The following is an 11616-nucleotide window of genomic DNA, read 5'->3' as shown; positions in this document are numbered from 1 at the left end:
TCAACAGTAAATAAAAATAATCGTAGGGTGGGCAGTGCGTAATATAAATTTCCAAGCCTGTAGTAGCTTTGATAAGCACTGCCCACCCTACATCAACTACTCCCTACTCCCTACTCCCTACTCCCTTACGATCAAAATTGCTCAGGATCAATATTAATATAGATATCCTTCAACTCAGAATAGACATCCAAGGCTTCTGTGCCTGGTTCACGGGTACCATTACCGGATTGCTTGAGTCCACCAAAGGGCATATGGGGTTCACTGCCATAGGTACCCGCATTCACTACAGCTACGCCAGTTTGGACTTTTTCACAAAACCGTACTGCACGGTGGATGTTGCGAGTGTGAATCGAAGCAGTTAAGCCATAGGGAGAATCGTTGGCAAGAGCAAGAGCTTCCTTAAAGTCTTTGACCCGATAGAGACTAGCAATCGGACCAAATAATTCACATTGAGAAATTTCTGCGTGGGGGTCTACATTCTCTAGCAGGGTCGGTGCCATATAGAAACCAGTAGCATGGTCAGGGTCCTTTAAGCGATCGCCTCCCACCAACACCGTTGCTCCTGCTTGCTGTGCCTGTTTCACCGCTGCAATCATGTTAGTCAACTGTTGCTCATTAATCACTGGACCAAGGTCATCCTGATCAGTCGGACCTAATTTTAATTCCTTAGTTTTCTCTACTAATTGGTCACGGAATTGATCATAAATGCTGTCAAAGACAATAATCCGACTAGCAGAAGCACAACGTTGACCAGCATTACTGAACACTGAGAGTAAGGTCCACTTGATGGCATTGTTCAAATCCGCATCATCACACACAACCAAGGGATTCTTACCCCCCAATTCCAGGGATACCCTGCCAAAGCGTTCCCCAGCTACCCGTTGCACAATTCGTCCTACTTCTGTGGACCCGGTAAAGCTAACCACAGCGACATCATTATGAGCAACCAAGGGAGCGCCCGCTTCTTCACCATATCCCTGAATAATATTGAGTACACCAGGGGGTAACCCAGCCTCTTGAGCAATTTGTCCAACTATCCAAGCCGTGGCGGGAGTGTCTTCTGCTACTTTTAATACAGCGCTATTGCCACAAACCAGTGCTGGAAAGATTTTCCAGGCTACATTAGCAATGGGAGTATTGGCCGCAATAATTAATCCAGCGACTCCCAGAGGTTGACGCACAGTCATGGCATATTTATTAACCACACCGCTGGTAGTGGTGCGACCATACAACCGTTGTCCTTCACTAGCGTAGAATAATCCTAATGCGATCGCACCGCCAGTTTCTCCATAAGCTGAACCATAGGACTTACCGGTTTCTGCTGCTACTATCTTGGCAATCTCCTCCTGACGGGCTTTCATCCCCAGGACAATCTCGTGTAAGATAGCACCCCGTTGTACCGGGGGAGTATCAGCCCAAGCCGGTTGAGCCTGTTTAGCTGACCTTACCGCTTGCTCAATATCTGCTGCTCTTGAGCGAGCCACCTGACATAGCACTTGACCATTAGTGGGGTCTAGCTTATCAAACCATTCTCCTGTGACTGCTGCTACTTGTTGACCATCAATCCAGTTCAAGACTTGGCTCGGTAAATAGTCTTGTGCCATTATTTTTTACCCCTTGAGGGAACAGGGAGTAGGGAACCAGTCTAATCTACCACACGGTAAAACCGCCATCGACTCGGAGTTCGATACCTGTGACATAGGCAGAGGCATCGGATGCCAGAAACACTAATGGGCCAAGTAAATCCTCAAACTCGGCCATCCGTCCTAGAGGAACGCGATCGCAAAATTGACCTTTGAATTCCTCATCCTGTCCACCCAATACTCCTCCCGGAGAAAGGGCATTAACCCGGACACCAAAGGGTCCCCAGTGGGTAGCAAAGTACCGGGTTAAATTCACCAGTGCTGCCTTCGATGCCCCATAGGCAGGGGGTTTCAAAAAAGGAGGGTCGCACTCCAGATGCTCATAAAACCGGGCATCGGGAGATACGCTCCCATACAACGAACCGATATTAATGATTGAACCTCGTCTAGCTTCCACCATCGGGCTACCGAAGACTTGGGTCACCTGGAATGCTCCCAAGACATTCACCTCAAACACCTTGCGGCAAATCTCTAGGGGGATCTCGTCCAAGCTATAGGTTTTCACTGGACCAGGAGGTTGGTCAATCCCAGCATTGTTGACAATCACGGCAGGAATGCCCATGTCAGTCAGGATGCGATCGCGGATTGCGGTCATGGCAGTGCGATCGCATATATCACCCCGCTCCAAACACAAACGAGTCTTGGGATAATGCCCTTGAAGTGTCTCAAAGGAGCTTGGCACCTGAGCCAATGGTAGGTCTATCCCCACAACCGTTGCGCCAGCATCCAGTAATGCCCGACTCCACACCGGTCCAAGTTTACCTAAGACTCCAGTCACAATAGCGATTTTGCCAGAGAGGTCAAAATAGTTCACAAAGCCAACAACACCCTACACAGCAACCTGTTCAACATTTTCCACCAACCCAGCCAACGTAATCGACTCATCCACCCTTAGGGGTTTGGTTAAGACTTTACCAATCACATTGTCCAATTCATAGGGGGGTAAACCATCCCCTGGGGATTTCATCGCGATATCCTCTGGCCTTAAAACATGTCCTGCAGGTAAATTATCCGCAGCCACCAGTTTTTTCCCCATCTTGAAGTAAGCAGGACGTTCATTCAGGTGTACTTTCTTCACCCCATCCCCAAAGGCTTGGCGAGTGCGTCTGAGGTCTCTTACCATCTTGCGCAACCCTGTCGGTTCTAACGAGAAAGCATGGTCTGTTCCTTTCATCGCCCGGTTCAGGGTAAAGTGTTTCTCAATCACACGAGCCCCGAGAACATAAGCCGCCACTGCCATAGCGATACCGTTATCATGGCTAGATAGACCAATCACAATATCACCGAACAGTTCCCGATAAGTTTCGATCACCTTCAGGTCAAGTTCTTCAAAGTCCGCTGGATAGCTTGCCGTACATTGGAGGATACACAACTGGGGATTAATCGGCATGATCGCATCGTAAACCCGTTGCACATCTTCTAAAGTAGCTGCACCGGTGCTAACGATCATCGGCTTCTGGAATTGGGCAACATGTTTAATTAGGGACAAGCTCTTAAGGTCTCCAGAAGCGATCTTATAGGCTGGCATATCCAACTCACCCAAAAAGTCCGCACTCGGAATATCAAAAGCAGTAGAGAAAAACGTAATCCCTACTTCTTCAGCATACTTTTTCAGTTCCTGATATTCGTAAGCACCAAATTCTAGAAACTCCCGATGCTCACCGTAGGTCAAACCAAAACTATTTTCATGGTCATAAGGTCTGTCAAAAGCAGCTTTAGTGTAAAGCGTACGATTGTCTCGTTTTTGTAACTTTACCGCATTCGCTCCGCATTCCTTAGCAATCCGGAACATTTCTTTACACTTTTCCAAGCTACCTTGATGGTTATTCCCAATTTCAGCAATTACAAAGCAATCGCTATCATCATTAATTTCAAAGCCATTAATAGTCAGTCTTCGGGACATTTTACACTCCTACAACCAATAAATTCCTATCGGTTTTTCACCACTGTCCAATGGTTTACCATTAATTAGCTAGGATTTCAATACGTATTTATCTTTTTCTCAGCATTTAGCCGTCAGCCGTCAGCCGTCAGCCTTTAGCTGATAACTGATAGCACCTCAAGTAGCGTGGCACAGGCTTCTAGCCTGTGATTTAGTGCATTAGCTGATAACTGTTCGCGTAGCGTGCGCGTAGCGCTTAAGCTGATAGCTGATAGCTTACCGCTGATAGCTTACCGCTGATAGCTTACCGCTGATAGCTATCAGGATAACGGCTCGACTTGAAATGATCTCGGTCGTAGATATCCTGGACAATGTTGAATTAAGTGATAACTTTTACCTTGAGTAGTCATCGGATCAGTGATACTAATATACCGACTGGTCATGATATTGTGCCAATCCCGAGGGATGAGATTCCAGAAGATCGGTTGGTCTGAATTGTAGTGTTGATCAAACCCGATACCTTTACGAAACAATGCCCAAAGATACTTTTTCAGTTGCCATAACCAACCTGCTTTAGCATACTTTGAGTACCGTTCCGCATAAAGGGCTTTATACTGCTTTTGCCTCTCCATCATTTGGGCATATTCTGGAGAATTAGGATCCGAACTCCAATTCCGGTAATGATGAATAGCAATTTTTTTAGTATAAACGATATCATGCCCTGAAAATAAAACTTTCGTGGTCAAATCCGGATCAATCCCATAATCTCGAAATACTTCACAGAATCCACCCACCTGTTTTAATACTGAAGTTCTCAGCACACCTTGGTTAACATTTAATACACCAACTACTGAAACACCACCGATGTAAGGGGCACTCACGAAGGGGCCTTGTTTATCCCTTACTTTCAGAGCTACCATCCCGATCTTCGGCTTTTCCTCAAGTATTTTTACCGCCGTATCTAGACCCTGGTTAACGATTACATTATCATCACTGACCCAACACACATAGGGAGTATCTACCAGTCTGAACACATCATTATAGGCTTTAGCTTGACCAAGCTTTTCGCCCACCAAAACCGGAATCACCTGTGGATTTTCCGATGCGATCGCATTTAAGTACTCAATAGTGCCATCATCAGACCCCGCATCAGTTACATAAATTTTTGTAGGGGTTGATGTTTGTTCAAGAATACTAGTAATACATTGCTTCAGAAGACTCAATCGATTATAGGTACCAACAACAACAGAAAGTTTCATGGTTCCTTCACTCCTCACCTTCACTCTTAAAAATTAACGTAAGCATTCAGCTATCAGCATTCAGCGGTCAGTGGTCAGTGGTCAGTTGTGGCACAGGCTTCCAGCCTGTGACCTAACCCATAAGCTTATAGCTGATAACTGATAACTGCTAACTGATAGCTGATAGCTGATAGCTGATAACTGATAACTGATAGCTGATAGCTGATAGCTGATAGCTGATAACTGATAGCTTAAACAACCCTAACGGACATACAAACAATGGCAGAATAATGGCTGTCCAGACTTTATAGAATTAATTTGATTTTTAATTCCCGCAAATCGGTAACCTAACTCTACCAAACAGTCATGTACCTCTTCAAACAATGGTTGTTCCTTATACAGGGGAACAAATGACATTTCTACCAGAACACATCGCCCTAGGGAAAATAGCTTTTTTCCTCCCTTAATCACTTTATCTTCAACCCCTTGGACATCAATTTTTATAAAAACATCTCTCTCCAATTGATCAGACTCTAATTCTGACTGTAATAGGTCATCCAGGGGGCAAACCTTTACTTTAATTTCACTTTCTCCTGATGTCTGTGGAAATTCCTTCTTACATAGTTCGCTTATGCGTAACATCGAAGAAGCTGGCCCGTATGAATTCTCATAGAATAACTCTTCTCCTTCATAATCCGACAAAGCCACATTAAAAATTTTTAGATTAGGAATCTTAGCCGCTTTTCCTTCTAAGTCTGATAGATAAGATGGCAATGGTTCAAATACATAGGTCTGTTTAGCATTGAAGTAACAGGCTAAAAATTCTGCAAAATCCCCATTATTTGCTCCAATATCAATCACCGTCTTAATCGAATAGGTTTCACGAACCCATCGCCATATATCCCGTCCTGGGTCCGGACTCGCTTCCACAATTTGTTTGTAGTCTGAAAGCCTTAGCAACTTTAAATTCATGGACGCTAACAGACGATTTACCAACCGGCTAATTTCCTGTTTCACCGAAGCCATTTATTTATTTATTTACTCCTCGACAACTTAATAAACTAAGTTCATAAACTGGTCTGCTGTTCTAGTTTTGTCCTCATAGAACCTAGTTACTCGTCTCCGGAGATCCCGCTTATATCGATGATAATAAATTCCTTCCCATCGCTGCAAGTAAGCCTCTCGGTCATGGTCTAAAACAGCATTGTTAGTCTGGCGAACCGCTTCATTGCGATCATAATAATGTTCAACATAAGCCCCTGGACAATCTACAATCTCATAATTAAGCTCCCACATCTTTAAACAGAGATCCCCATCAGCTTTATAAAAGATATATCGCTCTTCATCCGCCCAGTCAACTGCTGCTAGCGCTTCTTTTAAGTACATACCATGATTAACAAACAGCTTGCCACCAAGGGTATGTTGTACATAGTATTCTTTATCCTCTGGCCAATTCCGAAAATAGAAAGCTACTCCCCCTATTTTGAGGCCAGCTTTTTCCACCTCTTCAAACTTATCCAGCCCTAAATTAACCGCATTTGGTAATAGCAGACAATCATCACTGATCATCAAAATATATTTCCCTTTAGCTGATTTAAAGCCAAGATTCATAAAATACCCCCAACTGCGACGCTTGAGAGGCTTCCCTTGGAATTCCCCTCGGTTATGTTGGATGATAGTAATAATATCTTTCTGCTGAATTAGCCATTCTAAAGAGCCATCCGTTGACCCCCCGTCAATCACAATGATTTCATAGGGAACGCGAATCTGATTATCTCGAACACTTTGAATCGCTTTTTCCAGTAAAGGTCTACGGTTATAACTCCCTATCACCACCGAGACCATGCACGTTTTGTCAGAGCTAATTACCGGTTTAGCTAAAGACTTTAATATCTTCAAACGACTCAATTGTCCTGGATTAGCTAGTCCTGGATTAGCTAGTTGGGTAGGATACTGAGTCAATGAGCTGTGATAAAACTTTTTGACTTGACGAAAAGGCTTAGCCAGAATTTTGATATAGTTCATAAGGCACTCCTGAACACACCTGTATGGAGCCATCACCAAGCTATTGAGCTTAACCTGATTTGGCCGTTATAGTGTCACCCTCGGGGATAATGATATCAAACTATCCCATTTTTTATGTTATAATAGTAAATCCCTATGGATAGATAAATCTAAAAATTTTTAGATTATCAAAGGGAGCAGGAAGCAGTGCGTAGGGTGCGTTAGGGGCGCGCCTTGCCATCATATTCAACGTCGTAGCCAGTAGCCCCGTAACGCACCACCAAAAGGCTCGCCCTGATTTTCCGCCTCTTCGCGCCTGGTTGGGATAGTCCGTCCGGAAATTGATCACGGGCAAGATGCCCGTTCCACCCCTGATGCCGGATATTGATCACGGGCAAGATGCCCGTTCCACAGATGGCGGAAATTGATCACGGGCAAGATGCCCGTTCCACCCCTGATGCCGGAAATTGATCACGGGCAAGATGCCCGTTCCACAGATGGCGGAAATTGATCACGGGCAAGATGCCCGTTCCACCCCTGATGCCGGAAATTGATCACGGGCAAGATGCCCGTTCCACCCCTGATGCCGGATATTGATCACGGGCAAGATGCCCGTTCCACAGATGGCGGAAATTGATCACGGGCAAGATGCCCGTTCCACGCCTGATGCCGGTTCCACCAATCTAGACGCGATCAATTCCCAACCGTTCCGCTGGATAGATAAAAGGAGAACCAGACAAGATTCCATCACAGATAATATCCAAACCTGGATCTGCACCAGGAAGTAATTGCTCTAGGCTAGTAATATTCAGCTTCACGTAAGGATTTTCAGATATGGGTTCGGTAAATTGTAGGGGAATCATCCGTCTGAAAAAGAAATGGTAGGCGTACATCCTGGCTCGTTTAAGGGCATTGGCATCCAACCGTTCACCAAGGGGTAGCTGATCCAAGCACTGGAAATACTCCTCTGCGGTAGAGGGATCCATAGTAATTCCCTTATCTCGGATCCAAGCTTCACCACCAACGATCACCGGAATGCCTACACTGGTCAACTCTACTCCAGTTTTTGTCCCATAAATAATCACCGAATCGCACTGCTCCATCGCTGCGTAGGTACTCACAGGACTTTCTGGAGGAATGATGAAAATATTTTTAGGCAATTGAGACCAGACCTTCTTGATTTCTGGCAACAAAGGTTGGCGAGAAGGCAACGTTCCCCGAATCTCTGCCGGATGAATCCGAATCAGCAGTTGTAAGTCAGGACGTTTAGCAAAATACTCAATCGTTTGGAGTACCCACGTTAGCATATTGGGGAAAGCTAAGCCACGATAGTGCAACTGGGCATCCCACATTACATTAGTGAGCATCCCAATCACTGGCTGGTTCAGGTCAAGCCCCATCTCCTCAGCATTTCGGCTAAATTCTTCATCAGGTTTTTCATGAAACCAAATCCAATCCCGAGTGCCCTGCCATCGACTTTTCAAATACTGTAGGATGTCATCTGTCATTGCCTCAGTCCAAGGCATGGTTTCCCAGCCATGGAGAGGCTCACTGAGCATAGTGTGATGATAAGTGTCTCCGTGGCTAAAAATAAAGCAACGCTTACGATAGGCAATAGCCCAGTTAACCACCCGCACTTGGCGTGAGCGACACACCTCACCAATGATGCCATGAGGTAAGTAGATGCCATGATTGAAGCAAGCAGCCTTAAAATTATACTTAGACAGTAGCTTACTGATAGCATACGCAGTCAGCAAAGCCCCTTCAAAATATCGACGCACCACGATTTCACTCTTGGGTTCGTTATCTAGATTCCCACTGGTAAAATAGCGCAACGCCCCAGCATAGGCATGTTCACCTATATTCCAGTTGCCCAGGCAATAGTTTTCAATCTCTGATAGCCTTACGTGTGCTGCAATTTGTTTGGCTTCTTGCCTATCAAGCCCAGTGAGCAGTTCACTAAAGACATGGTTCGTCAAATGCAACGGTTGATAAAGATAACCACCGGTTGCGAAACAGTTTTGGCACTTGATCGTTTCTAAATCATAGTTTTCAATCCTTTCTTGAGGTGTATCCAGTTTTTGAAGATTGAGGCAGGCAGGCAGAGAATGGTCACACAGGAGAGTATGAACCTCTGCTCCTCTGAGGGTAAGGGCTACTGCTAGTAGACTTTCTGGTAGTGACAGTGGCGCTAATCCCCCTACGGTAGTTGCCATTAGCACCTGAGGTCCCTGGTGAGACCGTTGCTTGGCTTCTCTCCAGAGGGAGGGGTTAGTTTCGATAACAGGTCGCCAATCTAACAAGTTACTTTGCCCTAGTTGCCAAGAAAGTAAGGGACTTGGCTCTAGTTCGTCAGCACTAGTCAGAGACATATAATCAAGTCAGATACTTACTTCTCAAGGGATTATACCAAGTTCCTACTCGACAAATTTCCCTAAACTATGATAATAATATACAAACCGAAACAGAACGGGTGCGCTCCGGAAGCGAACGCGCCGTAACCAAAAGTGCGGGGTGGGAACACGACAGGGCGAATTTATTCGCAGTATATGTTATGGTTCTAAAAATGCGCATCTAAGAACCAGTGGGGAGGCTAACTTGAATCCCTATATATATATTCGGTTCTATATCTTCGGTTCTATATCTTCGGTGTATAAATTATGACCTTATCCCTCAAGGCTAACACCGCACGGTGGCAATTCCAGCGCTATTGGGAGTTGCTGTATATATTAACAGAGCGAAATCTGAAGGGACGTTATCGAGGATCGCTTCTGGGAGTATATTGGTCTTTGTTAAATCCTTTGATTATGACAGGACTATATACAGCAATTTTCGGTGCTACCTTTGCCTCCTATTATGACAACTCAACCATTAACTATATTCTGGCTGCTTTTACTGGGTTGCTTGTGACTAACTTTTTCTCCGCTTCAACCAACCAAGCATTAGTCAGTGTAGTTGGCAATGGTGCCCTGTTGAATAAAGTTCGTTTACCAATAAGTGTCTTTCCGGTTTCAACCATTGCTGCTAATGTGTTTCAGTTAGCTGTTGGCAGCTTTCCTCTCCTAGCTATTGTCACGTTGCTTACTTCAAAAAGTGTAGTCAATTTGCTAGCGTTGAGTCTTCCGTTAATCGCCTTAATTTTGGTTAGTATCGGCATCGGGTTTCTCGTCAGTGTTCTCTATGTTTTCTTTAGGGATTTACCTTATTTCTATGAATTAGTATGCTTTGTGATCTGGATTAGCTCTCCAGTCTTTTATCCAGCAGCAATTGTCCCAGAGGCGGTTAGACCCTTTTTGTTTTTAAATCCTTTATTGCCGATTATTGAAAGCATTCGACAGATTTCTTTGTCAGGAGGTTTGCCAAATGTAGGGTTAATTGGACACTCATGCCTAAGTGCCATAGTAATTGTATCCTTAGGCTGGACTTGCTTTCGAGTTTGGCAGCCTCACTTCATGGATTTGTTATAGATGACAGAAGAAGTTATTAGACTCGATCGGGTTTCATTGTGGCGAAGAACCCAAGAAGAGTTTTCCTATGACCTCAAAAAAACTATAATATCATTTTTGGAGGGAAAATACCGCAAACCTTCCAGGAATTTAGTCCTTGATGATATTGATCTAGCAGTAAAACCTGGGGAAAAAATCGGCATCATTGGACCGAATGGTTCAGGGAAATCAACCCTACTTAAAGTTATCTGTGGAATCTTACAGCCGACAGGGGGTCAGGTATGGATAAGAGGTGAAATCGCTCCGATGATTGAACTAGGAGCTGGATTCGATCCCGAACTTTCCGTAGTGGATAACATCAAACTCTATGGGGTGATGCTAGGTTTCTCTAAACAAGAGATGAAACAGAGAACCCCATCGATTTTGGAGTTTGCTGAGCTACAAGACTACAAGTTAATGCCAGTGAAGGGATTATCCTCAGGGATGTCAGCGCGGCTAGGCTTTGCCATTGCCACTGATGTACAGCCAGATATTTTAATTTTAGATGAAGTGTTATCCGTAGGGGATCAAAGTTTTAGAATTAAGTGCCAGCGACGCATGGAAAGATTTTGGGAGGCTCATGCCACTGTTTTAGTGGTCTCCCATGATTTATCCTTTGTGCGTCATTACTGCAAGCGGGTGATTTGGTTAGACAAAGGCAGGATAAAGTTAGCGGGAGAAAGCAATGAAGTAGTCGATTCTTACTTGAATAGTGTCAACCAAGTGGTTTAACCTTAAAAAAAGTTAAAAGTTTTAAACAAACCTTAAAAGCTCAAGGTAAATGAAAGATGGTAATCTGAGCAGTTGGAATATAGTTAAACCCTATAGTTAAACCTGTAAAACCAGTATTATCACCCTGATAGTGATAATTCCGAGGAGGACGTGTGAGGATTTCAATTATAACTGTATGTAAAAATGCTGAGCGATTTATAGAGCGAGCGATCAAGAGTGTCGTCTCTCAGACCTATGAGGATATAGAGTACATTATTATTGATGGCAACTCCCAAGACAAAACTAAGGAGATTGCTCATAAATATAGTGATCAGATTAGCCGATTTATTAGCGAACCTGATGGCGGTATCTATGAAGCCATGAATAAGGGAATTAGGTACTCGTCTGGTGAGTTTATTGGTTTTATTAATTCAGATGACTATTATCTTGATGATCAAGTTATCGAAGATACCGTTAACTTCCTGTTGGCAAATCCCTCCTGTGATTTTGTGTATGGAGACCTAGAGGTTAGAGAGCAATCTGGATCTACCATTGTAGTCAAGCCTCCCATGGCTGAAGACGTAGCTGATGAACTGATTTGTGGATGTTTGCCTCACCAAGCCAGCTTCTCCAGAGCTAACTTATTTTTCTCA

The 11616-nt window shown here is 44.3% G+C and carries 11 protein-coding genes; 4 read left to right on the top strand and 7 right to left on the bottom strand.

Annotated elements, in window-relative coordinates; all coding sequences use genetic code 11:
• The first annotated feature begins 34 nt into the window (after positions 1 to 34).
• On the top strand, positions 35 to 157 hold the full coding sequence (locus F6J94_RS21345; RefSeq protein ID WP_293043963.1) for a hypothetical protein: 123 nt from the start codon (positions 35 to 37) through the stop codon (positions 155 to 157).
• On the opposite strand, the gene F6J94_RS21340 is transcribed toward F6J94_RS21345, so the two are convergent.
• From F6J94_RS21340 to F6J94_RS21310, 7 genes are all read right to left on the bottom strand, one after another.
• On the bottom strand, positions 132 to 1604 hold the full coding sequence (locus tag F6J94_RS21340) for an aldehyde dehydrogenase family protein (RefSeq protein WP_293043961.1): 1473 nt from the start codon (positions 1602 to 1604) through the stop codon (positions 132 to 134). The genes F6J94_RS21345 and F6J94_RS21340 overlap by 26 nt on opposite strands.
• Positions 1605 to 1650: 46 nt before the next feature.
• On the bottom strand, positions 1651 to 2457 hold the full coding sequence (locus tag F6J94_RS21335) for an SDR family oxidoreductase (RefSeq protein WP_293043959.1): 807 nt from the start codon (positions 2455 to 2457) through the stop codon (positions 1651 to 1653).
• 15 nt (positions 2458 to 2472) lie between these two features.
• Positions 2473 to 3546 (bottom strand): N-acetylneuraminate synthase family protein, encoded by a 1074-nt coding sequence (locus F6J94_RS21330; RefSeq protein ID WP_293043957.1) that lies wholly within the window; start codon positions 3544 to 3546, stop codon positions 2473 to 2475.
• 299 nt (positions 3547 to 3845) lie between these two features.
• Positions 3846 to 4784, bottom strand: a complete 939-nt coding sequence (locus tag F6J94_RS21325) for a glycosyltransferase (RefSeq protein ID WP_293043955.1) — start codon at positions 4782 to 4784, stop codon at positions 3846 to 3848.
• A gap of 240 nt (positions 4785 to 5024) precedes the next feature.
• Positions 5025 to 5789, bottom strand: a complete 765-nt coding sequence (locus F6J94_RS21320) for an FkbM family methyltransferase (RefSeq protein ID WP_293043953.1) — start codon at positions 5787 to 5789, stop codon at positions 5025 to 5027.
• 27 nt (positions 5790 to 5816) lie between these two features.
• On the bottom strand, positions 5817 to 6788 hold the full coding sequence (locus F6J94_RS21315; protein ID WP_293043951.1) for a glycosyltransferase: 972 nt from the start codon (positions 6786 to 6788) through the stop codon (positions 5817 to 5819).
• Between the two features lie 662 nt (positions 6789 to 7450).
• Positions 7451 to 9139: a capsule biosynthesis protein gene (locus tag F6J94_RS21310; RefSeq protein ID WP_293020437.1), complete on the bottom strand. Its 1689-nt coding sequence runs from the start codon at positions 9137 to 9139 to the stop codon at positions 7451 to 7453.
• 288 nt (positions 9140 to 9427) lie between these two features.
• Here F6J94_RS21310 and F6J94_RS21305 point away from each other — a divergent pair, with 288 nt between their 5' ends.
• The 3 genes from F6J94_RS21305 to F6J94_RS21295 form a co-directional block, all read left to right on the top strand.
• Complete coding sequence (locus F6J94_RS21305; RefSeq protein ID WP_293020438.1) at positions 9428 to 10234, top strand: ABC transporter permease; 807 nt, start codon at positions 9428 to 9430, stop codon at positions 10232 to 10234.
• Positions 10235 to 10984, top strand: coding sequence for an ABC transporter ATP-binding protein (locus tag F6J94_RS21300; protein WP_293043949.1), 750 nt, complete (start codon positions 10235 to 10237; stop codon positions 10982 to 10984).
• Between the two features lie 152 nt (positions 10985 to 11136).
• A partial coding sequence (locus tag F6J94_RS21295; protein ID WP_293043947.1) for a glycosyltransferase family 2 protein occupies positions 11137 to 11616 on the top strand: 480 nt, incomplete at its 3' end.

This window comes from Moorena sp. SIO1F2 (assembly GCF_010672755.1).
Classification (GTDB): Bacteria; Cyanobacteriota; Cyanobacteriia; order Cyanobacteriales; family Coleofasciculaceae; genus Moorena.
Note: the sequence above shows the minus strand (reverse complement) of the source record. Positions and strands in the feature narration are given on the sequence as shown.

Coding starts and splice junctions, on each gene's coding strand:
- F6J94_RS21325 (WP_293043955.1), bottom strand. CDS start 4,784: ATGAAACTTTCTGTTGTTGTTGGTACCTATAATCGATTGAGTCTTCTG.
- F6J94_RS21330 (WP_293043957.1), bottom strand. CDS start 3,546: ATGTCCCGAAGACTGACTATTAATGGCTTTGAAATTAATGATGATAGC.
- F6J94_RS21310 (WP_293020437.1), bottom strand. CDS start 9,139: ATGTCTCTGACTAGTGCTGACGAACTAGAGCCAAGTCCCTTACTTTCT.
- F6J94_RS21315 (WP_293043951.1), bottom strand. CDS start 6,788: ATGAACTATATCAAAATTCTGGCTAAGCCTTTTCGTCAAGTCAAAAAG.
- F6J94_RS21305 (WP_293020438.1), top strand. CDS start 9,428: ATGACCTTATCCCTCAAGGCTAACACCGCACGGTGGCAATTCCAGCGC.
- F6J94_RS21340 (WP_293043961.1), bottom strand. CDS start 1,604: ATGGCACAAGACTATTTACCGAGCCAAGTCTTGAACTGGATTGATGGT.
- F6J94_RS21300 (WP_293043949.1), top strand. CDS start 10,235: ATGACAGAAGAAGTTATTAGACTCGATCGGGTTTCATTGTGGCGAAGA.
- F6J94_RS21320 (WP_293043953.1), bottom strand. CDS start 5,789: ATGGCTTCGGTGAAACAGGAAATTAGCCGGTTGGTAAATCGTCTGTTA.